19 protein-coding genes and 1 pseudogene are annotated in these 22,105 nt (G+C 69.3%); 11 read left to right on the top strand and 9 right to left on the bottom strand.

Annotated features, from left to right (window positions below; all coding sequences use genetic code 11):
- The 4 genes from ACFE65_RS05330 to ACFE65_RS05315 form a co-directional block, all read left to right on the top strand.
- On the top strand, positions 1-440 hold a 440-nt coding region (locus tag ACFE65_RS05330; protein WP_375381304.1), incomplete at its 5' end, for a CHAP domain-containing protein.
- A 56-nt stretch (positions 441-496) separates the two neighbouring features.
- A complete protein-coding gene (locus ACFE65_RS05325) occupies positions 497-2,446 on the top strand; it encodes a CocE/NonD family hydrolase (protein ID WP_375381303.1) in 1,950 nt (649 codons plus the stop codon).
- Positions 2,447-2,450: 4 nt separating this feature from the next.
- A complete protein-coding gene (locus ACFE65_RS05320; protein WP_375381302.1) occupies positions 2,451-3,626 on the top strand; it encodes a VWA domain-containing protein in 1,176 nt (391 codons plus the stop codon).
- A gap of 65 nt (positions 3,627-3,691) precedes the next feature.
- Positions 3,692-4,042 carry a hypothetical protein gene (locus ACFE65_RS05315; RefSeq protein ID WP_375381301.1) on the top strand — a complete coding sequence of 117 codons (351 nt, stop codon included), beginning with the start codon at positions 3,692-3,694 and terminating at the stop codon, positions 4,040-4,042.
- A 170-nt stretch (positions 4,043-4,212) separates the two neighbouring features.
- On the opposite strand, the gene ACFE65_RS05310 is transcribed toward ACFE65_RS05315, so the two are convergent.
- The 4 genes from ACFE65_RS05310 to ACFE65_RS05295 are packed head-to-tail and all read right to left on the bottom strand — an operon-like array spanning position 4,213 to position 9,814.
- Positions 4,213-5,736 (bottom strand): Ppx/GppA family phosphatase, encoded by a 1,524-nt coding sequence (locus tag ACFE65_RS05310; RefSeq protein ID WP_375381300.1) that lies wholly within the window; start codon positions 5,734-5,736, stop codon positions 4,213-4,215.
- Positions 5,737-5,754: 18 nt separating this feature from the next.
- Complete coding sequence (locus ACFE65_RS05305) at positions 5,755-7,914, bottom strand: RNA degradosome polyphosphate kinase (RefSeq protein ID WP_375381299.1); 2,160 nt, start codon at positions 7,912-7,914, stop codon at positions 5,755-5,757.
- 1 nt (position 7,915) lies between these two features.
- A complete protein-coding gene (locus ACFE65_RS05300; RefSeq protein WP_375381314.1) occupies positions 7,916-8,539 on the bottom strand; it encodes a chromosomal replication initiator DnaA in 624 nt (207 codons plus the stop codon).
- A gap of 18 nt (positions 8,540-8,557) precedes the next feature.
- The gene (locus ACFE65_RS05295; protein ID WP_375381298.1) at positions 8,558-9,814 is read right to left on the bottom strand and encodes a heavy-metal-associated domain-containing protein; all 1,257 of its coding nucleotides are present in this window, start codon (positions 9,812-9,814) and stop codon (positions 8,558-8,560) included.
- A 63-nt stretch (positions 9,815-9,877) separates the two neighbouring features.
- On the opposite strand from ACFE65_RS05295, the gene purM reads away from it, so the two are divergent.
- The 3 genes and pseudogenes from purM (at position 9,878) to ACFE65_RS05280 (ending at position 12,456) form a co-directional block, all read left to right on the top strand.
- On the top strand, positions 9,878-10,984 hold the full coding sequence (gene purM / locus ACFE65_RS05290) for a phosphoribosylformylglycinamidine cyclo-ligase (RefSeq protein WP_375381297.1): 1,107 nt from the start codon (positions 9,878-9,880) through the stop codon (positions 10,982-10,984).
- A 42-nt stretch (positions 10,985-11,026) separates the two neighbouring features.
- A pseudogene (gene purN, locus ACFE65_RS05285) lies at positions 11,027-11,575 on the top strand (phosphoribosylglycinamide formyltransferase); the annotation flags it as partial.
- A gap of 284 nt (positions 11,576-11,859) precedes the next feature.
- Positions 11,860-12,456, top strand: coding sequence for a hypothetical protein (locus ACFE65_RS05280; protein ID WP_375381296.1), 597 nt, complete (start codon positions 11,860-11,862; stop codon positions 12,454-12,456).
- Positions 12,457-12,465: 9 nt separating this feature from the next.
- On the opposite strand, the gene ACFE65_RS05275 is transcribed toward ACFE65_RS05280, so the two are convergent.
- The 4 genes from ACFE65_RS05275 to ACFE65_RS05260 all read right to left on the bottom strand — a co-directional run bounded on the left by ACFE65_RS05275 (position 12,466) and on the right by ACFE65_RS05260 (position 15,557).
- A complete protein-coding gene (locus ACFE65_RS05275) occupies positions 12,466-12,984 on the bottom strand; it encodes a GNAT family N-acetyltransferase (protein WP_375381295.1) in 519 nt (172 codons plus the stop codon).
- Positions 12,985-12,997: 13 nt separating this feature from the next.
- Positions 12,998-13,420, bottom strand: a complete 423-nt coding sequence (gene ndk / locus ACFE65_RS05270) for a nucleoside-diphosphate kinase (RefSeq protein ID WP_375381294.1) — start codon at positions 13,418-13,420, stop codon at positions 12,998-13,000.
- An 82-nt stretch (positions 13,421-13,502) separates the two neighbouring features.
- The gene (locus tag ACFE65_RS05265; protein ID WP_375381293.1) at positions 13,503-13,973 is read right to left on the bottom strand and encodes a DNA polymerase III subunit chi; all 471 of its coding nucleotides are present in this window, start codon (positions 13,971-13,973) and stop codon (positions 13,503-13,505) included.
- Positions 13,974-14,084: 111 nt separating this feature from the next.
- A complete protein-coding gene (locus tag ACFE65_RS05260; protein ID WP_375381292.1) occupies positions 14,085-15,557 on the bottom strand; it encodes a leucyl aminopeptidase in 1,473 nt (490 codons plus the stop codon).
- Positions 15,558-15,744: 187 nt separating this feature from the next.
- Here ACFE65_RS05260 and ACFE65_RS05255 point away from each other — a divergent pair, with 187 nt between their 5' ends.
- The 4 genes from ACFE65_RS05255 to rsmA all read left to right on the top strand — a co-directional run bounded on the left by ACFE65_RS05255 (position 15,745) and on the right by rsmA (position 21,421).
- Positions 15,745-18,009 carry an LPS-assembly protein LptD gene (locus tag ACFE65_RS05255; protein WP_375381291.1) on the top strand — a complete coding sequence of 755 codons (2,265 nt, stop codon included), beginning with the start codon at positions 15,745-15,747 and terminating at the stop codon, positions 18,007-18,009.
- 64 nt (positions 18,010-18,073) lie between these two features.
- Complete coding sequence (locus ACFE65_RS05250) at positions 18,074-19,549, top strand: peptidylprolyl isomerase (protein ID WP_375381290.1); 1,476 nt, start codon at positions 18,074-18,076, stop codon at positions 19,547-19,549.
- On the top strand, positions 19,527-20,579 hold the full coding sequence (pdxA, locus tag ACFE65_RS05245) for a 4-hydroxythreonine-4-phosphate dehydrogenase PdxA (RefSeq protein WP_375381289.1): 1,053 nt from the start codon (positions 19,527-19,529) through the stop codon (positions 20,577-20,579). The genes ACFE65_RS05250 and pdxA overlap by 23 nt, the downstream gene beginning before the upstream one ends.
- Entirely contained in the window at positions 20,576-21,421 is an 846-nt protein-coding gene (gene rsmA / locus ACFE65_RS05240) for a 16S rRNA (adenine(1518)-N(6)/adenine(1519)-N(6))-dimethyltransferase RsmA (protein WP_375381288.1), read from the top strand. The genes pdxA and rsmA overlap by 4 nt, the downstream gene beginning before the upstream one ends.
- Before the next feature lie 152 nt (positions 21,422-21,573).
- Here rsmA and ACFE65_RS05235 read toward each other — a convergent pair whose 3' ends face one another.
- On the bottom strand, positions 21,574-22,083 hold the full coding sequence (locus ACFE65_RS05235; RefSeq protein ID WP_375381287.1) for a tetratricopeptide repeat protein: 510 nt from the start codon (positions 22,081-22,083) through the stop codon (positions 21,574-21,576).
- Positions 22,084-22,105: the final 22 nt, after the last annotated feature.

The raw sequence follows: 22,105 nt of genomic DNA, 5'->3' as shown, positions 1-22,105 counted from the left end.
CTTGGTGGGGTCAGGCGCGCGGGCGGTACGAGCGCGGCGTGCTGCCACGGGTCGGCGCGGTGATCGTGTTCGCCCGCAACTCCCGCCTGCCGCTCGGCCATGTCGCCGTCATCAGCCATGTGGTCGAAAGCCGGGTCGTCATGCTGACCCACGCCAATTGGTCGCGCTTCAACGGCGAGCGCGGCCATGCCGAGCAGGACGTGACGCTGTTCGACGTCTCGCCGCGCAATGACTGGACGCAGGTGAAGGTCTGGTTCCGCGACTCCGAGGGCCTGGGCAGCACCATCTACCCGGTGTACGGCTTCGTTTATGGCATCCCGGATCGACATGCGCCCGCCGCCGAAGAGGCGCGTGGCGGCGGGTACGCCCACCCCGCACCCGAGCTGACGGGCCGCAACCATGACGACGTCGCCGCGCTGATCGACGCCTACGTTCGCTGAGTTCTCGCGCGGGCGCTGACCTTTCGCGCGGGCGCCGGCTGTGGCAGCAGGGGACCATGACCCGTCCGCTCCGTCTCGCTCTCCCGATCCTCCTCGCCAGCGCGATCGCCGCTCCCGCCGCCGCGCAGAAGCTGGCTTCCGACACGCCCGCCTCGTTCACCGAAGTGCGGACGAGCTTCGACTACGACCAGCGGCACGTCGACATCCCGATGCGCGACGGCGTGACGCTGCACACGGTGATCCTGGTGCCGCGCGGCGTCCACGGTGCGCCGATCCTGCTCCAGCGCACGCCGTACAATGCCGAACGCTCACAATCGCACGCGCAGAGTAGCCACGGGCGGATGGTGGTGGGCCCGGCGATGGCCGACTATGTCGACGGCGGCTACATCCTCGTCACGCAGGACGTGCGCGGCAAGCACGGGTCGAAGGGCGAGTACGTCAACGAACGGCCGCTGATCGGGCCGCAGAACCCGACGAAGGTCGATCACGCGACCGACGCCTGGGACACGATCGAGTGGCTGGTCCACCACGTGCCCGAGACGAACGGCCGCGTGGGCATGGTCGGCACGAGCTATGACGGGATGATGGTTGCGATGGCGCTGACCAACCCGCACCCGGCGCTGAAGGCGGCGGTGCCGATGAACCCGGTCATCAACACCTGGATGGGCGACGATGATTTCCACGGCGGCGCCGCGCGGATCATCGGTTACGACTATTACTACGGCCAGGACGCGGAGCATGGCGAGGCGGGCGACCTGTGGCGTGACGGCTATGACGATTACGACACCTTCCTGCGCGCCGGCTCCGCCTCCGATTTCGTGAAGAGCCGCGGCCTTGGCCAGCTCGGCTTCGTCCGCAAGCTGCACGACCATCCCGCTTACGACGCCTATTGGCAGGATCAGGCGCTGGAGACGATCCTGCCGCGCAAGCCCGCGACCGTGCCGACGATCTGGGTCGCGGGGCAATGGGATCAGGAGGACATGTACGGCGCGGTCGCAGCATATGAGGCGCTGGCGAAGGTCGACCCGAACCATACGCAGCATCTGGTGCTCGGACCGTGGAAGCATGGCGGCTGGGCGGGTGACGGATCGACGCTGGGGCCTGTCAAGTTCGATGCCGACACGGCGCTGTGGTTCCGCGCCAAGGTGATGCGCCCATTCCTGGACGCGCAGCTCAAGACCGGCGGCATCTCCGGTCCCACGAACGCTGCGGCGCTCGCGCCCGTGCTGGCGTTCGAGACGGGTCCCAACACGTGGCAGGCGCTGCCCGGCTGGCCGGCGGCGGGCGCCGGACAGCGGCTGTACCTCCAGGCGAACGCCGGCCTGTCCTTCAGCCCGCCGGCAGACGCGGCCGGAGCGGGGGACGTCGACAGCTACGTCTCCGATCCCGCCAAGCCGATCCCCTATCGCATCCGCCCGATCCGGCCGACCTATGCGACGGGCTCGACCTGGGGCCAGTGGCTGGTCGACGACCAGCGGCCGTTCTCCGACCGGACGGACGTGCTGACCTACGAGACGCCGCCGCTGGCCGCGCCCGTGTCGATCGCCGGGGCGCCGGTCGCCAATATCGTCGCGAGCACGACGGGCACCGACGGCGACGTGGTCGTCAAGCTGATCGACGTCTACCCCGACGATTACGCGCCCGATACCAAGATGGGCGGCTATCAGCTCGGCATCGCGATGGACATCCTGCGCGGCCGGTATCGCGAGGGCTTCACCGTGGCCAAGCCGATCCAGCCGGGCGTGCCGCTCGCCTATCGGTTCGCGCTGCCCAACGTCGATCATGTGTTCCTGCCCGGCCACCGGATCATGGTGCAGGTCCAGTCGAGCTGGTTCCCGCTCTACGACCGCAACCCGCAGACATTTGTCCCCAACATCTTCGACGCGAAACCCGGCGACTATCGCAAGGCGACGGTCAGCGTGTTTCACTCGCCGGGGCAAGCCAGCTATATCGAGCTGCCGCCCGCCGCGCCTGCGGGTGTTGCGCCGCCGCCCATGGCGCCCTGAACCCATGTTCCTAAACTTCCTCGACGCGCTTCGCGCCGCCGGCATCCCCGCGAGCCTCAAGGAGCATCTGCTGCTGCTCGAGGCGCTCGACCGCGAGGTGATCGAGCGGACGCCCGAGGAGTTCTATTACCTTTCGCGTGCCGTGTACGTGAAGGACGAGGGGCTGCTCGACCGGTTCGACCAGGTGTTCGCCCATGTATTTCGCGGTCTCGCCACGCCGGCCGACGCCAAGGCGGAGATCCCCGCCGACTGGCTGAAGGCGGTCGCGGAGAAGTTCCTGAGCGCCGAGGAGATGGAGAAAGTCCGCTCGCTTGGCTCGTGGGACGACATCATGGAGACGCTCAAGAAGCGGCTGGAGGAGCAGAAGGAACGGCACCAGGGCGGGTCCAAGTGGATCGGCACCGGCGGCACGAGCCCGTTCGGCAACGGCGGCTACAACCCCGAGGGCGTGCGGATCGGCGGCACATCGACGCACAAGCGCGCGCTGAAGGTGTGGGACCAGCGCGAGTTCCGCAATCTCGACAGCACGCGCGAGCTCGGCACGCGCAACATCAAGGTCGCATTGCGCCGCCTCCGCCGCTTCGCGCGCGAGGGCGCGGCGGACGAGCTGGACCTCGACGCGACGATCGAGGGCACCGCGCGGCAGGGCTGGCTGGACGTGCGGATGCGGCCGGAGCGGCACAATGCCGTCAAGATGCTGCTGTTCCTCGACGTCGGCGGATCGATGGACCCGTTCGTGACCCTATGCGAGGAGCTGTTCTCCGCCGCGACCGCCGAGTTCAAGAACCTCGAGTTCTTCTATTTCCACAACTGCCCCTACGAGGGCGTGTGGAAGGACAACCGCCGCCGCTTCGCCGAGCGGACGCCGACGGCGGACGTGCTCCACAAGTTCGGGCAGGACTATAGGCTGATCTTCGTCGGCGACGCGTCGATGAGCCCGTACGAGATCAGCACGCCGGGCGGCTCGGTCGAGCATATGAACGAGGAGTCAGGCGCGATCTGGATGCGCCGGCTGACCAACACCTACGCCGCGGCCGCATGGCTCAACCCGATCCCGGCGGACCAATGGGGCTATTCGCAGTCGATCCGGATGGTACGCGAGCTGATGGACGACCGCATGTATCCGCTGACGATCGCCGGACTGGACGAGGCGATGCGCGAGCTGACGCGCAGGCGCTGACGGGGAACCAGCGCGAGCGGCCGGCGGTTAGCCAATCATCTCAATTGATCGGAGCCGAAACAACCATGTCCCATATCCCCGCGTCGAAGATGCCGCACGCCAAGGCGCACGACGAGCATGACGAGAACGCCAGGCCGTCCGAGCCCGGAACGTCGGGTGCCAACGCGTCCGACGCGCCTTCCGATGCCAAGCCGCTGACGGACGGGCCGGAGATCAAGCCCGCCGCCGCGCCCGTCCCCAAGAAGAGCGGCGATCATGCGACGAGCGCGGTGCCCTATGTCGCGATCGCGACGGTCGGTGCGCTGGCGATCGGCGGCATCGTCGCGGCGCTCGCGCTCCGTCGGCCGGAACCGCCGCACAAGGGCGGCAAGGCCAAGTCCAAGGGTCGGGGCCGCAAGAACCGCGACGCCGGGTAATCCTTAGTCGGTCTTATATTCATCCTCCCCCGCCAGGGGGAGGTGGCCGGCGTAGCCGGACGGAGGGGGCGGACTGGCAAACGTCTCGGGTGCCTCCCCCTCCACCGCCTCTGGCGGTCCCCCTCCCCCTGGCGGGGGAGGATAGGCAGGCTGCACTACCCCGGCGACGATCAGCCCAGCACCGGCCGTCGGCCGAGCGCCGTCGCCAGCGCCGCATGCCGCCGCTCCACCGTTTCGCCGTATAGCGCGCGATCCTGATCGGCGAGGACCAGCGTCACCGTCTCCGCGTCCGCCTGCAGCCGCGACCGTTGCAACGGCCCGGCCAGCCCTCCCGACAACCTTTGTCCCAACCTGATCGCCAGCCCCCAAGCCGTCGCCCGCTCGACGGCGTCGCGGGTCGCCAGCCGGGGAATTGGATCGGGCGAGAGTGCACTCCCGCCCAGGCCCGTGTGGAGCGTCTGCGCGATCTGCGCGCGGCCGGGCGCATCGATGCCGACCCAATTGCCGTGCAGCGCGATCTCCACGCCGCGTTCGGCACGGAACTCGGGATTCGCCCGCCAGCCGACGTCTGCGAGCTGGCACGCGGCATGGCGCAGCCGGGCAGCCGCAGGCAGGTCGCGGTCGAACAGCGGCGCGAGCCACGCATCGAGCAGGTCGCCATGTTCGGGGAACCGGCCCTCGCGTCGGCCCTCGTCGCGACAGGCGACAAGCAACGGGTCCTGCGCGCGCGTCTCGGCGTCCATCTCGTCGTAGAGCAGCCCTTCGCGCAGGCCATAGGCGGACACGATCGTGCCGCTGCTGCCGAGTTGGCGCAGCAGCAGCGTCAGCACGACGGCGGCATCCGCGAGATTGGGGATGCGCCCGGACGAAAGGCCGGGGACGCTGCGCAGTCGCGCCTTGCTCATCTGGCCGACGACGCGGCCCAGGTTCGCGATCGTCTCCGCGGTCATCGCGTAATGCTGGATGATCGGCAGCGGATAGGTCGACAGTTCCATGTCGAGCCGTGCGAGCGCCCGCCACGATCCGCCGACAAGGTACAGCGGCAACCCGCGCCCTTCACCCGCCCAGCCGGCATCGGCGATCATCCGCGCGACCAGTTTCTCGAATACCGGCTGTCCCTTGGCACGCAGCCCCGGGATGCGCAGCACGCCAAGCGGAAAGGACACGCGCTCGCCGAGCTCGCCGCGCTGCACGCGGACGAGCTCCAGGCTGCCGCCGCCCAGATCGCCGACGATCCCGTCCGCCTCCGGCATCGCGGACAAGACACCGGAACCCGCCGCCAACGCCTCCTGTTCGCCCGACAGCAGCTCGACCGTCAGCCCTACCTGGTTTGCGGCATCGATCAGGTCCTGGCCGTTCGACGCGTCGCGCACTGCCGCGGTCGCGACCGTGCGCAGCCGCGTCACCTCCATCTCGCGACACAGCCGGGCAAAGCGCGCCAGCGTGGTCCGCGCGAGCGCCAGCCCCGACGCCTCGATCGCCCCGGTTGCGGCGAGGCCTTTGCCCAGCCCCGCCAGCACCTTCTCGTTGAACAGGATCGCCGGCAACCGCGCAGGACCCTGATAGACGACGAGGCGGATCGAGTTGGAACCGATGTCGATGATCGCGGTGCGCGGTTCCCCGCCAGCCTCTGCGCCGTTCGCCACGCCGGACGCGGTCGAGCGCGCGAACGGCGCGAGCAGGTTTAGGGCCATGGTCGTCCGCTCCGCCGGTCAGGCCCGTCGCCGGAGCGACAGGGTCGGCACGACGAGCCCCGCCTCGATCGCGGCACCGCGACCCGACAGCGAGGGGTTGGTCATGAAATAGCGGTGGAGGTTGAAGGGCCGATCACCTGATGCGCAACGCTCATAGCTGCCGTCCGGACGCAGGTCCCAGCTCTGCTCGTCGTCGAGCAGATTGGCGACCATCACCTGGTCGAGGATCTGGTCGTGCACCGTCGGGTTCTCGATCGGCAGCATGTACTCGACGCGGCGATCGAAGTTGCGCGGCATCCAGTCCGCCGACGAGATGAACACCCGCGCTTGGTCGCCCGGCAGCGGACCGCCGTTGCCCACGACGACGATCCGGCTGTGCTCCAGGAAGCGGCCGATCACCGATTTGACGCGGATGTGCTCGCTCATGCCCTCGACGCCCGGCCTGAGGCAGCAGATGCCGCGGACGATCAGCTCGATCTCCACGCCCGCCCCGCTCGCCTCGTACAGTTTCTCGATGATCGCAGGATCGACCAGGCTGTTCATCTTGGCCCAGACCGATCCCGGGCGACCCGCCCGCGCATGCGCGATCTCGCCGTCGATCAGCGTCATCAGCCGCGCGCGCAGGTCCGCGGGGCTGAACGAGACGAGCTCCATCCCGATCGGCTCGACATAGCCGGTGATGTAGTTGAACATCTTGGCCGCATCGCGTCCGATCCGGGGATCGGCGGTGAAGAAGGACAGGTCGGTATAGATGCGCGCCGTCACCGGGTGATAGTTGCCGGTGCCGAAATGACAGTAGGTGCGGAAATTGCCCTTCTCGCGCCGCACCACCATCGCGACCTTGGCGTGCGTCTTCCAGTCGATGAAGCCGTACACCACCTGGACGCCGGCGCGTTCCAGCGCGCTTGCCCAGTGGAGGTTCTGCTCCTCGTCGAACCGCGCCTTCAACTCGACGACCGCCGTCACGGACTTGCCCGACTCGGCCGCGGCGATCAGCGCGTTGATGACGGCCGGCTGCTTGCCCGCGCGATACAGCGTCTGCTTGATCGCGACGACGTCGGGATCGGCGGCCGCCTGTTTCAGGAAGGCGAGCACGACGTCGAACGTCTCGTACGGGTGATGGACGACGATGTCCTTGGACGCGATCGCCGCGAAACAGTCGCCGGCGAACTCGCGGATGCGCTCGGGGAAACGCGGCGAGTAGGGCACGAACTTCAGGTCCGGTCGGTCTTCCTCCACCAGCTGCGCGAGATCGGTGATGCCCAGCAGGCCGCCCGTCTCGGTGATGATCGTGTCCGCGCCGCCGAGCTCGGTCTTGAGGATCGCCGCCAGCGCCGCCGACATGCCGGGTTCCAGCTCCAGCCGGATCACGCGACCGCGGCGGCGGCGCTTGATCGCGTTGGCGAAGTAGCGGACGAGGTCCTCCGCCTCCTCCTCGATCTCGATGTCGCTGTCGCGCAGCACGCGGAACATCGCGCTCGCGCCCATGTCGTAGCCCGGGAACAGCAGCGGCGCGTACCGCTTGAGCAATGTCTCGACGGTGGCATAGCGCGCCGGCTCGCCGGGCAGCCGGACGAAACGGCGCGTGGTCGCGGGCAGCATCACCAGCTCGCGCACCGGCGCCGAGTCCGCGCGGCGGACGAGATCGAACAGCATAGCCGCGCCGGCATTGGGGATGAACGGAAACGGGTGCGCCGGATCGAGCGCCTGAGGCGTCAGGATCGGGAACAACTGTTCGCGCACGTACCGCTCCAGCCACGGCTCGTCGGCGATGTCACAGGGATCGAGCACCGTGATCCCGGCGTCGGCGAGCTGGGGCAGCAGGTCCTGCCACACCGTCTCCTGGCTCTCCATCAGCGCGTGCGCCTGTTCGGTGATCGCACCCAGCTGCTGCCCCGGGGTCAGCCCGTCGGCCGAGCGACGCTCGACGTCCTGCACCAACTGGCCCTTCAGTCCCGCGACGCGCACCATGAAGAACTCGTCGAGGTTGGAGCCGGAGATCGACAGGAACCGCACCCGCTCCAGCAGCGGATGCGCGCCATTGCACGCCTCCTCCAGCACGCGGCGGTTGAACGCGAGCCACGACAGCTCGCGATTGAAGAACCGCTCGTCGCCGCCGGTCGCGGCGAAGGGATCGTCGTCGGCGACGAGATGGGCGAGATGCGCGGGGCGGGTCATGTCACAACAGCCTCGGTTCGGGCACGATCATCGACGTGGCGGCGAGCGTCTCACGGGCCATCGGGATCGTCAAACGCCGCCGCCGTCCGCCCGACTCCTCTTCCAATGCGTCCACCACACGCAGAACGGTCAGGTGCGTCCGCTCGATCCGTCCGGCGAGCCAGTCGATCAGATCGGGTCGCGCGTCGAGGCCGCGACGGAGGAAATGGCGCTGGAGCAGCGCGCGCACCAGCGCGTCGTCCGGCGCGCCGATCACCGCCAACGGACCGGCGCCGAGCCGCGAGCGCAGGTCGGGCAGCCGAACCGACCAGACCGGCGGCGGCGCGTCGGCCACGATCAGCAGCGGCTTGCCGTCGCCCTGCGCGCGGTTCCAGGCGTGGAACAGGTCGGCCTCGGGCAGCGGCTCCGCATCGTCGATTACCTGGCCGCCGGTACGGGCCGCGAAGATGCGCGCGAGCAGGCTGCGCCCGGATTTGCGCGGCCCCACCAGCAGCGCCGCGCGCACCGGCCACGCGGCGGTGTCCGCCAGCAGCCGCACCGCCGCCTCGTTGGAGGGCGTGACGAGGAACTCGTCGTCGCTGGGGCCGGCCGGCCAGACGAGCGGCAGCGCCAGTTGCGCGCCCATGGTTCGCCCGTCGCCCACTCACCCCACCGTCGAATTGTCGGGCGACAGGTCCGGCGGCAGCAGTTGCGGCGCGCGGCGGATGCGCAGTGTCGTGCCCGAGCCGAACACCTGCAGACCTCGCGCCTCGAGCTGTGCCTTCAGCAGGTCGGGATCGCCCGCGAAGGCGACGCGCATGACCGACGTGCCGCCGAGCGCCAGGCTGGCCGTCACCGCCGAGCGCACGCCCGTGATCGAGCGTACCAAAGCCTCCGTCGCCGAAACGGCGCCGGGCGTCGGCGTATCGTACTGGATACCGACCTGAGTGACGGCCGCGGTCTCGTCCGGCGCATCCATCAGATTGTCGAGCCCACCGTCGTCCGTAGCATTGTCCGGCGTCGCGGATGGCGGTGGCGACAGCGCCATGTCGGGATGGAGCAGGCCACTGCGCAGCGCGTCCTGATAGGCGTCGTCGATCCGCTTGACGCCCGTGTCGAGCAGCTGCGGCAGCCCGTCCGCGTTGCCGACCCGCAGGGTGAAGCTGGTCAACAGGTCGTTGTCCGGGCCATGCCGCGCCTCGAACACGCCGATCACCGGGCCGCCGGGCCATTGCCGATACAGCCGCACGGTCGGGATCAGGACGTCCGACGCGCCATATTGGTTGATCAGCGTGCGCCACCACGCCCGGCCCCGTCGCCCCACCTGCCCCACGGTCAGCAGCAGCGAATCAGGTCCGGTGCCGGACGGGCGGATATAGTCGATCGCGCTGTTCCCGGTTCGATAGCGCGCCCATGCCTGCTGCCACGCCGTCCGCTGCTCGAACACCTGGCCGACGCCGCCCGACCATTGCACCGGGACGACGAGCATCGGCGGCGATCGGAGCGAATAGGTGGTGACGCCCAGGATCGAGCCTGCGCGCGCGCGATCGAACAGCACGCCCAATTTGGCGATGTAGCGCGTCGGCCCGATCTGCTCGTCCTGGACGACGATACCAGAGACGAGGCCGTCGAGCGCACCGTCCGCCAGCGTCGATCCGCTGCCGGTCAGCCGCTGCGCGAGCTGCGTCCACGCCTTGCGCTGCGCGATCCGCCAGCCGGCATAGCGCGCCGCATCGGCGGTGCTCGCCGACACGTCCACCGCGACGCCGTCGACCTCGTACGCCCCGGCGCTGTCCACCGGCGCAACGCCGCGGTCGCCGCCCTCGATCTGCGCGACGACAACGCCTGTAGCCAGCGCGGCGAGTGCGACGGCCGCGTACAGGCGCGCAGGGAAAGGCGGCCGCAGCCGGGAAAGCGTCATTGTGGGCGCCTTTTGCCGGGCCGGCGGTGGAAATCCAAGCGGCTTGTGGCTAGGCAAGCCCGCATGGCCGAGACATCCACCCCCGCGTCCGGATACACCTATGCCGATGCGGGCGTCTCGATCGCCGCCGGCAACGCGCTGGTCCGCGCCATCGCGCCGCTCGCGCGCGCGACGCGGCGGCCGGGCGCGGACGCCGAGCTGGGCGGCTTCGGCGGGGTGTTCGATCCTAGGGCTGCGGGTTTCATCGATCCGCTGCTGGTCGCCGCCAACGACGGCGTCGGCACCAAGCTGAAACTCGCGATCGAACATGACCGGCACGATGGCGTCGGCATCGACCTCGTCGCGATGTGCGCCAACGACCTGATCGTCCAGGGCGCGGAGCCGCTGTTCTTCCTCGATTACTACGCCAGCGGCCGGCTGGACGAGGCGGTCGCGACGCGGGTGGTGGCGGGTATCGCGGAAGGATGCCGCCAGGCGGGCTGTGCGCTGATCGGTGGCGAGACGGCCGAAATGCCGGGCATGTACGCTGGCGCGGATTACGACCTCGCGGGCTTCTGCGTCGGCGCCGTCGAGCGCGAGCAGTTGTTGACGGGCGCAGCGATCCGGCCGGGCGACGTGCTGTTGGGGCTCGCCTCATCGGGGGTCCATTCCAACGGCTTCTCGCTGGTGCGGCGGCTGGCGGCGGATCGCGGGTGGAAGCTGGCGCGGCCGGCGCTGTTCGATCCCGAGCTGCTGCTGATCGACGCGCTGATGGCGCCGACGCGCATCTATGTGCGCTCGCTTTTGCCTCTGCTTAAGGGTGGGCACATCCGGGGCCTGGCGCATATCACCGGCGGTGGCCTGTTGGAGAACGTGCCGCGCGTGCTGCCCGAGGGGTGCCGCGCTGTGATCGGCGCGGGCGCGTGGGAGCAATCGCGGCTGATGGCGTTCCTGCAGGCGCAGGGGCGCATCGAGCCGGAGGAGATGGCACGCACGTTCAATTGCGGCATCGGCATGGTTGCGGTGGTCGCACCGGACGAGACGGACGGCGTCGCCGCGGCGCTGACGGCGGCGGGGGAGACGGTGTTCCGGATCGGCGCGGTGGAGGCTGGGCAGCGGGGTTGCAGCGTGACGGGCGGCGTAGAGGACTGGAGCGCGCGGGGCGAGTGGACGGCGACGCATGACGCCTGACCCTCTCTCCCGTCATCCCCGCTTTCGGGGGGATGACGAAGGGTGAACACGCGCGTCGCCGTCCTCCTCTCCGGCCGTGGCTCCAACATGATGAGCCTCGTCGAGCGGGCCGATGGCTATGACATTGTCCTCATCGCATCCGACAAACCGGACGCGCCCGGACTCACCTGGGCCCGTGACCACGGCTTGCGCACCTTCGCCCTCTCGCCAAGGGGCATCGGCAAGCCCGCCTACGAGGCCGCGCTCGACCACGCCCTGCTCGACGCCGGCGTCCAGGTGATCGCGCTCGCCGGCTACATGCGCCTGTTGTCGCCCGAACTCGTCGCGCGGTGGCGGGGGCGGATCCTCAACATCCACCCCTCGCTCCTGCCGCTCTACAAGGGCCTCGACACGCACGCGCGTGCCCTCGCCGCCGGCGACGCCGAGACCGGCTGCTCGGTCCACCTCGTCACCGAGGAGCTCGACGCGGGCGCGGTCCTGGGCCAGGCGCGCGTGCCGATCCTCGCGGACGACACGGCAGAGACGCTCGCCGCGCGCGTGCTGGTCGAGGAGCATCGCCTGTACCCCCATATCCTGTCGGAGCACTGCCGCACCATGCCAGCATCAGACGAGCCTTCGCCTCTCGACCGCGTCCGCCAGGTCGCGCTCCAGTTGCCGGAGGCCGAGGAACGCGTCGACGACGGCGAGAGCGCCTTCCTGGTCGCCGGCGAAGCGTTCGCGGCAGTGCGAGACGACCGGGCACTGCGCGTGCGCGGGGCCGCGGGGTGGGAGGACGTCGACCTGGCCGGTGACGTCGACTGGCCGGCGGTGGACGATCGGATCGCGCATGGCTGGGAACTGGTCGCGCCCGCCGGGCTACTCGAAGCCGGCGGCAGGTGAGCGAGAGCGCGGACCAGAAGCGTACGCGCCGCCGCTGGATCAACCTCGCCGAGCTGGTGGCGGTGCTCGGCGTGCTGATCGCGGCGCTGACGCTGTGGAACAGCGTGACGGAACGCCGGGCGGCGGAGGCGGACAAGGCCGGCCAGCGCGTCGCCGCCGTTCAGGCGCGGAGCCGGTTCGAGCTGCACGGCGCGGCGGGCAAGGACGGCGATGCGATCACGCTGTCCCATGACGCGAGCCATGAACTGCACGACGTCCACGTCACATTTCCGACCGCGCTCGGCATCGCGGCGGAGGACGCGACCGATCATCGGATCGCGCGCGACTGGATCGCGAAGCCGGTGCTGAAGGCTTCCGCGGACGGCCCGAGCGACCGCAGCGGGCTGCTGCCGGTGCTGATCGACTTCGCCTGGGCCGACGAGAATGGCGACGAGCACCGGGGCAAGGGCATCTACGACATTGTCTGGCGTACCCGCGGCCACCCCTTTCCGCTCGGCCGATCGCTGCGGTTGACCGATTTCAGGCTTCACCAGAAAGGTGGCGACCAGGCACGGCTCGACGCCATATGGGCGAAGGAAAAGCCGGCGGACTGATCCCGCCGGCTACAGCGGCAACGCATATACCGGATCGTCAAACACGCGGTCGCCCACGCGAAACTGGCGCCGTCCGACCAGGTTGAAGCCCTCACGCTCGTAAAATCGCTGCGCCCGTTTGTTCTCGGGATGCGTACCAAGCAGCATCCGGCGCTTGCCCCGCCTTCTCGCCTCTTTCCGCGTGGCATCAAGCAGCGCGGGACCGACCCCCTGCCCGTGAGCGATCGCCAGCGTGTAGATCCGCCGCAGCTCGATGTCATGGGAGGTAAGCGGGATCGGGAAATCCGGCGCGGTGACAACCGCAAAGCCGAGCGGCGCGTCCGTCGCCTCCAATGCGGCATAGAAGACCGCTGCTTCGGGATCGTCAATCCAGCGCATGAACGTCGCAGGGCTGCATCTCTCCGCGACGTGTGCGACGATGTCGGCCATCCCGATCAGCGCATGATAAGTTTCGAGGAACGTCGCCCCCGCGACCAGCGACAGCGCCTCGGCGTCCGCCGGGGCCGCCCGCCGCAGCCGCCACGTCATCGCAAACGTCCGCTCAGCCGACGATCTCGTCCGGCTTGAAGAAGAACGCGATCTCGGTCGCGGCATTCTCGTCGGAGTCCGATCCGTGAACGGTGTTCGCCTCGATCGACTCCGCCAATTCCTTGCGGATCGTGCCCGCCTCGGCGTTGGCGGGGTTGGTCGCGCCCATGATGTCGCGATTGCGCTGCATGGCGTTCTCGCCCTCCAGCACCTGCACGACGACGGGGCCGGAGATCATGAAGTCGACCAGCGCGCCGAAGAAAGCCCGCTCACGGTGGACGGCATAGAAGCCCTCGGCCTGCTCGCGCGTCATGTGGATGCGCTTGGACGCGACGACGCGCAGGCCGGCTTCCTCCAGCATCTTGACGACGGCGCCGGTGATGTTGCGGCGCGTGGCATCGGGTTTGATGATCGAAAAGGTACGGGTGACGGCCATGACGGTCACGGGCTCCTGTCTACGGGGCTGGAAAGTGCGCTGGCCCTAGGCGGCGGCACCCGGATTGGCAACCAAGGGGCGCTCACGCCTGCTTGCGCCATCCACCTTCGTTCTTCTGCTGCCAATAGTTGCGCTCGATACCGTCGCGACCACCCAGCGCCTTCCAGGCGAGCCGCGCCTCCCGGATGCGCTCCTCGTCGAAGAAGTGGAAGGCGCGCTCGAAGACCGGTGGTGCCCCGTCCAATCCTGCCCCGTCCAGCACCTCGTCGCGCCAGCGTCCGTCGACCAGCGCGACGTGCCGCGCCCCGTTCGCCGGCGCCACCGTGCCTGCGATCAACACCGGCTGCGCCCCTTCGTCGCCCGCCCCCGCAAGCCCATGCGCCAGGAAGCTGTCGGCCGCATACGTCCACAGCAGCGTGTCGAGCGCGATCCGCTGCTGCTCCTCGTCCGCGACGATCAGCAGCCGCTCGCCCGCGCCCAGCACGCGCTCCACGATTGGCGGCAGCACGCGGTCGAGCGGGCGGGTGGTCAGGTGGTAGAAGTCGACCCGCATGGTGTGCCTAGACCATCACCCCAGCGAACGATGGGGTCTCCTCGCGATGCGGGCCGGTCCGCCGGTCGGGGAGACCCCAGCGTTCGCTGGGGTGACGGGAAGGATGAGCGATCACCCCTCGAAATTGTCGGCGACGAACCGGTCGAGCAGCCGGACGCCATAGCCCGTCGCGCCCTTGTCGAACGTCGGTCCCGCCTTGTCGGACCAGACCATGCCGGCGATGTCGAGATGCGCCCAGCGGACGCCGTCGTCCACGAACCGCTTGATGAACTGCGCCGCGGTAATCGAGCCGGCGCCCTTGCCGCCGATGTTCTTCATGTCCGCGATGGGCGAGTCGATCATCTTGTCGTAGGCGGGCGCGAGCGGGAAGCGCCACAACAGGTCCCCGCTCGCCAGCCCCGCCGCCAGCAATTGGTCGGCCAGCGCGTCGTCGTTGGCGAACAGCCCGCCATGCTCATGGCCCAGCGCGACGATCATCGCGCCAGTCAGCGTCGCGAGATCGACGATCGTCTTGACGTTGTGCGTCCGCTGGACCCAGGTGATGACGTCCGCCAGAACCAGCCGCCCCTCGGCATCGGTGTTGATGACCTCGATCGTCTGGCCGGACATGCTGGTGACGATGTCGCCCGGCCGCTGCGCGTTGCCGTCGGGCATGTTCTCGACGAGCCCGCAGACGCCGATGACGTTCGCCTTGGCCTTGCGGCCGGCGATCGCCTTCATCGCGCCGACGACCGCGCCCGCGCCGCCCATGTCCCACTTCATGTCCTCCATGCCGGCCGCACCCTTGATCGAGATACCGCCGGTGTCGAACGTCACGCCCTTGCCGACCAGTGCCAGCGCGGGATCGCCCTCCCCGGCGCCGCTCCACTTGAGCGCGAGCACCTGCGCCTCGCGCCGCGAGCCCTGGCTGACACCCAGCAGCGCGCCCATGCCGAGCTCGGCCATCCCGGCCTCGTCGATCACGGTGATCTCTAGCCCTAGTCCCTCCACGCTCTCGCGCACCTGCGCGACGAAGGTCTCGGGATAGAGAAGGTTCGGCGGCTCGGCCACCAAGGTGCGGGTCAGCGCCATGCCTTGCGTCACCGCATCGACGGCGGCGAAGGCCGCCTCCGTACCGTCAGGAGCACCCGCGATCGTGACGGACGCAAGCGTCGGCTTCGCCTTGTCGGCGAGCTTCGCGCGATAGGCGTCGTGCCGCCACGCGCGCTGCGCCGCCGCGCCGGCGAAGCGCGCCGCCGCCTTGGGCGTGGGGGACGCGCTCGACAGGTCGACGGTGATCGATTGCACGCCCGACGTCAGCAACTTGGCGGTCAGAGCGCCGCCCGCCTTCTCCCAATCCGCCTCGCTGCCGCCGCCGGTGCCGAGCAGCAGGACGCATCGGACTGCTTCGCCGGCGGGCACGAAGGCCTCGACGACCGATCCCGCCTCGCCCTCGAACCGGTTGCCCGCCGCGGCGGCGCGCACGACCCGCAGACCTGCGTCGCCAAGCGATCCGGCCTGCATCCGCACCAATCCGCCGGTCTCGACCGGCAGGGCAAGCACAGGCGCGTCCGACGCGGCTTCGGGGGTAAACTCGATCTTCATCAGGGTCGTTGTCCTTGCGGGCGTGTCACCCCCTTACACTTAAGCGCTTCGCCGCGCCGGGCAATCGCGGATCGCGCGGGATGCGCGGCAGAGCATTGCGAGCCTCGCATTGCCGCGCGCCGGCTGATGCGATAGCGCGCGGCGGGGGTCCGGTTCGAGGCCGTCGACGGGGTGGTGTTCAAAGGCCGTGACGCGTTTCGAGTATCTGGTCGAGTATCTGGCCGGCAGGTGGCCGATCGCCTCCGCTCTCGCCCTGGCGCTCGGCGTGTCCGCGCCGGCGGCCGCGCAGGACCTGCAGCCCCGCCCGGTGGCGCCGCCCGCGCCCGTTGCGTCGGCCACGCCGACAGCGGACGATCAGGTCCAGTTCTCGGCCAACGCGCTGGACTATGACGATCGCGCCGACATCGTGACGGCCACCGGCGACGTGCGCATGTTCCGCCAGGGCCAGCGGCTGCGCGCCGACAAGGTGACCTGGAACCGCAAGACGGGCAAGGTGCTGGCCACCGGCAACGTCGCCACCGTCAACCCGCAGGGCGACACCGCCTATGGCGACTCGATCGACCTGACCGACAGCCTGAAGGACGGTGTGGTCGACAACATGCTCGTCGTGCTGGCCCGCGGCGGACGGATCGCGGCGGCGAAGGGCACGCGCAACGAGGACGGCTCTTACGTGCTCGCCGACGCCGCCTACACGCCCTGCGACGTCACCGGTCCCAACGGCTGCCCCAAGGAGCCGACGTGGAAGATCACCGCCGTGCGCGTGACCTACCGCCCCGACCAGAGCCGCATGTACTATAACGGCGCCAAGCTGCACCTGTTCGACTTCATCACCGTGCCGCTGCCCAGCCTGTCCAACCCGGTCGGCGGTCAGGCGAGCTCGGGGCTGCTGGAGCCCGAGCTGCGGATCGAGCGCGTCAACGGGTTCGAGGTCGCGGTGCCCTACTTCCTGCGGCTCGCGCCCAACGAGGCGCTGACGCTGACGCCGCATATCTACACCGGCACGCTGCCGATGGCGCAGGTGTCCTACGAGAAGCTGAGCGGCACGGGCGCATACCGCATCACCGCCTATGCCACCGTCAGCCGGCGCAGCGACGACCTCATCACCGGTGTGACGGGCACGCAGGAGAGCTTCCGCGGCTATCTCGATGGCGTCGCGCGGTTCCAGCTGTCGCCCGAGTGGAGCATCTCGGGATCGGTGCGGCTCGTGACGGACAAGACGTTCCTGCGCCGCTATGACCTGACCTACGACGATCGGCTGCGCACGACGGCGAAGATCGAGCGGATCGACGACGACAGCTATCTGTCGATCGCCGGCTGGTATGTCCAGACGCTGCGCCTCGATGACGCCCAGGGAATGCAGCCGATCGCGCTGCCCGAGGTCGACTACCGCCGCCGTGCCGACGGCCCGCTGGGCGGGATCGTGGAGGCGGAGGTCAACACGCTCGCGCTCACCCGCACCGAGGGGCAGGACACGCAACGCGCGTTCGCCTCGCTTCGCTGGGACCTGCGCCGGCTGACGACGCTCGGCCAGGAGGTGACGTTCACCGCCTATGGGCGCGGCGACCTGTACCATACGAGCGACACGCTTGCCGACCCGGTCGCCTCGTATCAGGGAACGCCGGGGTTCCAGGGCCGGGCGATCGGCGCGCTCGCGGTCGACATGCAATGGCCGCTCGTCGGCGCGATCTGGGGCGGGACGCAGACGGTGACGCCGCGGTTCCAGCTCGTCGCCAGCCCCAGAATCAAGAACCTGTCGATCCCCAACGAGGACTCGCGCGCCGTCGACCTCGACGACACCAACCTGTTCGCGCTCAACCGCTTCCCGGGCTACGACCGGTACGAGGACTCCAGCCGCGCCACCTATGGCGTCGACTGGGCGCTGAACTTCCCGGGCCTGTCGCTCGATAACCAGATCGGGCAGAGCTATCGCTTCGCGAGCCGTTCGGACCTGTTCTTCCCGGGCACCGGCCTGTCGGACAAGGTGTCCGACATCGTCGGGCGGAGCGATGTCCACTATCACGACCTTTTCTCGCTCACCGTCCGCTACCGGCTCGACAAGAGCGACTTTGCCATCCGCCGCGCCGAGGTGGACGCGACGATCGGCTCGACCAGTACCTATCTGCTGCTTGGTTACCTGAGCCTCAACCGCAACATCCAGTCGCTGTCCGAGGACTTGGAGGATCACGAGGAGGCGCGCGTCGCCGGGCGCGTGCAGTTCTCGCGCTACCTGTCGGCGTTCGGATCGATCCTGATCGACCTGACGACGCAGGCGCAGGACCCGCTGTCGCTCACCAACGGCTTCAGCCCGATCCGCCACCGCGCGGGCGTCGCGTACGAGGACAATTGCCTGAAGCTCGCCTTCACCTGGCGGCGCGATTATTCCACCGTCGGCGATGCGCGGGCCGGCAACGGCTATCTGTTGTCGCTTTCCTTCAAAAACCTCGGGCGCTAAGCCCTGGTTCACGCCGGGCGCGCGATGCCCGGTCGGAACACCGCGCAACAGGACGATGGATCACGTGACAGGTAACAGGCGCGGGCAGGGTTCGGCCCGGATGATCGGCTTTCGGGCGGCCGGTGCGGCGACGGCGCTCGCACTCGCGGCCGGTGTATCGGCACAGGCCGGTGGTAGCTTGGCGCAGCCTCCGGCCCAGGCCGCCCAAACTCAGCCTCCGGCGCAGCCGCAGGTGTCGAGCCAGTCGGCCCCGTCGCAGGCACCGAACCAGTCGGTCCCCGACACACAGGTGCCCGAAACCGGGCTCGACATCCCTGCGAACCTCCAGATCTTCGGCAAGCTCGATCCCAACGTCCGCAAGGCGACCGCGATCGTCAACGAGAGCGTCATCACCGGCACCGACGTCGATCAGCGCGTGGGCCTGCTCACCGCCGCGAACAACCTGGAGATCGGGGATGCCGAACGCGATCAGTTGAAGCTGCAGGTGCTGCGCCAGATCATCGACGAAACGCTGAAGATCCAGGAGGCGAAGGGCCACGACATCGACGTGACGTCGCAGGAGATTCAGGACAGCTACGATCGCGTCGCGAGCAATTTCAACCGCTCGCCCGCCGACTTCACCAAGTTCCTGCGATCGCAGGGCTCGTCGGAGAAATCGCTCAAACGCCAGATCGAGGGCGAGCTCGCCTGGAACCGTTACCTGCGTCGCGAGATCGAACCCAAAGTCAACGTCAGCGAGGAAGAGGTGAAGGCGATCATCGCCCGCATCGAAGCCGCCAAGGGCACGCAGGAATACCATCTGAAGGAAATCTACATCCGCGGCAGCGGAGACCGGGCACAGGCTGCCGCCGCGAGGGCGAGCCAGGTGATGGACATCATCAAGAGCGGCAAAACGCCGTTCGAGACGCTGGCGCGTCAGCAGTCCGATTCCCCCACAAAGATCGTCGGCGGCGATCTCGACTGGATCCGCGCCAACCAGCTCCCGACCGAACTCGGAACCGCCGCGACCGAGATGCAGGTCGGCCAAATCGCGGGCCCGATCCCCAATTCGGATGGCTTCTCGATTCTGTACCTCGTCGACAAGCGCCAGGTGCTGACCGCCGACCCGCGCGACGCCAAGCTCAACCTGAAGCAGCTCACCGTTCGCTTCCCGGCCGGCACCACGGAGGCGCAGGCGACCGCGCGTGCCTCCGCCTTCGCCAAGACGACACAGGCGATCCAGGGCTGCGGATCGGTCGACAAGATCGCCGCGTCCGTCGGCGCCGAGGTCGTCACCAACGACACGGTCCGCATCCGTGATCTGCCGCCGCAGTTGCAGGACATATTGCTCAAGATGCAGGTGGGCCAGTCGTCGCCGCCGTTCGGCTCGCCGACGGATGGGGTTCGCGCGCTCGTGTTGTGCGGCCGCGACGATCCGCAGAACGGCGTCGCCCCCAATGTCGAGACGGTGCAGGACCAGATCCAGCAGCAGCGGGTGAACCTGCGCGCGCAGCAGACGCTGCGCGACCTGCGGCGCGATGCGATCATCGAATATCGATGAGCAATTCCGTCGCCCGGGCACGGCGCGCGTGACCGCGCCGCTGGCGGTCTCGATGGGCGATCCGGCAGGGATCGGCCCGGAGATCATCGCCAAGGCCTGGGCGCGCCGCCATGCGGAGGCGCTGCCGCCGTTTGTGGCGATCGGCGACATCGGCGCGATCGCGCGCGTGTGGGACGGGCCGGTCGCGCGGATCACCGACCTGGCCGACGTCGCCCGGGCGTTCGACGGCGCGCTGCCGGTGCTGACCATCGACGACGCGGGCGAGATCGTGCCCGGCACGCCCGACGTCGAGGGCGCGCGCTGCGCCATCCGCGCGCTGGAACTCGGCGCCGGGCTGGTGCAATCGGGCGCCGCGCGCGCGCTGGTGACGGGGCCGGTGTCCAAGGCACAGCTCTATGCGATCGGCTTCACCTATCCCGGGCAGACCGAGTTCGTCGCGGAACGCTGCGGCATCTCGCGCGACAATGCGGTGATGATGCTCGCCGGACCCGGCCTGCGGGTCGTGCCGATGACGACCCACGTCCCGCTGGCCGATGTCTTCGATCTCCTCACGATCGAGCTTGTGCTCGCCAAGGCGCGCGTGACCGCGCGGGGGCTGGACCGGAACTTCGGCATCGCCGCGCCGCGGCTGGCGTTCGCAGGACTCAATCCGCATGCGGGCGAGAGTGGCGCGATCGGCCGCGAGGAGATCGACGTGCTGATCCCCGCGATCGACCAGCTTCGCGCCGAGGGCATCGACGCACGCGGGCCGTTCGCGGCCGACACGATGTTCCACGCATCCGCGCGCGCCGACTATGACGTCGCCATGTGCGGCTATCACGACCAGGCGCTGATCCCGATCAAGACGCTGTATTTCGACGAGGGCGTGAACATCACGCTGGGACTACCGATCGTGCGCACCTCGCCCGATCACGGCACCGCGTTCGGCATCGCGGGCCAGGATCGCGCGCATCCCGGCGCCACGATCGCCGCGATCCGCATGGCCGCCGCCGCCGCCGACCACCGCGCCGCGAGCGCCGAAGCGGGTTGACGGCCGTTCGGCTGCCACCGCTGCGCGAGGTCATCGCGCGGCATAATCTGACGGCGTCCAAGGCGCTGGGGCAGAACTTCCTGTTCGATGGCCAGTTGCTCGACCGGATCGCGCGCGTCCCCGGCGACCTGACCGACGCGGAAGTGTTCGAGGTCGGACCCGGCCCCGGCGGGCTGACCCGCGCGCTGCTCGCCGCCGGCGCGCGCGTGACGGCGGTGGAGCGCGACGCGCGCTGCCTGGCGCCGCTGGCCGAACTGGCCGAAGCCTATCCCGGCCGGCTGCGAGTGATCGACGGCGACGCGCTGGAAGTGGATGCTCCGGCGCTGTTTGCGGGTCGGCCGCACATCGTCTCCAACCTGCCCTACAACGTCGGCACCGCGCTGCTGGTGCGCTGGCTGTCGGCGGATTGGCAGCCATGGTGGCAAAGCTGCACGTTGATGTTCCAGCGCGAGGTGGCGGACCGGATCGTCGCCGGCGCGGACGACGACGCCTACGGCCGGCTCGCCATCCTGTCGCAGTGGCGCTCGACCGCGCGGATCGCGATGACCGTCCACCGCTCCGCCTTCACCCCGCCGCCCAAGGTGATGTCGGCGGTGGTGCATATCGAGCCCGTCGCGGCCCCCGCCGGCGTGTCCGTCCGCACGCTCGAGCGGCTGACGGCAGAGGCGTTTGGACAGCGACGCAAGATGCTGCGCCAGTCGCTCAAGGGCCTGCCAGGCGCGCTGGAGGCGCTGGTGGCGGTAGGGATCGATCCGACGCGGCGGGCGGAAACGGTTGCGATCGAGGATTTCGTGAGCGTCGCGCGGGTGATGGAGAATAGGCTCGCACCCTTCGCTAGATGATAATTAATCCTCCCCCGCAAGGGGGAGGGGGACCAGCGAAGCTGGTGGAGGGGGAGGCAGCCGAGAAGTCAGCTACACCTCCCCCTCCGTCTCGCTGCGCGAGCCACCTCCCCCTGGCGGGGGAGGATAAAGCCGCCACAGCAGAGCTCTAATTAATCCTTCGTCGGCTGCGGTGCCACCGTCGTCGTCGCCTGCGCGGTCGCGATCGGCGGACCTTTGGCGATCGCTGCCGCAAGTTGCGTCGCCTCCGGGCACGAGCCCGATCTACATACCGCCTTCAGCTTCACCAGATCGTCGCGCGCGCGGTTGACCGCGCCCTTGCGGACCAGCGCCTCGCCCTGCCCCTTCAGCGCCACGACATCGCGCGGATCGAGCAGCAGCGCTTCGCGATACAGCCCGATCGCCTTGCCCGGCAGGCCGCTCTGGTCGGCCACCTGGCCAAGCGTGTCGAACGCGAGCCGGTTGCGCGGGTCCACCGCCACCGCTGTCTCCAGCGCATCGGTCGCGCCCTGAAAGTCGCCTGCCGCCTGCGCCGAGCGACCCTTGGCCAGCCACGTCATCGACCGCGGGTCGATCTGATCGTCGGGCCGCTGGCCATGGAGCGTCGCCGAGACGCACACCAGCGTCAGCGCGGCGGCGAGGGCTACGGACGAGACACGCATGATCGTCTCCGGCGTTTGCACG

The sequence above is a fragment of the uncultured Sphingomonas sp. genome (genome assembly GCF_964237335.1).
Classification (GTDB): Bacteria; Pseudomonadota; Alphaproteobacteria; order Sphingomonadales; family Sphingomonadaceae; genus Sphingomonas.
This window is presented reverse-complemented; position numbering and strand designations above follow the sequence as displayed.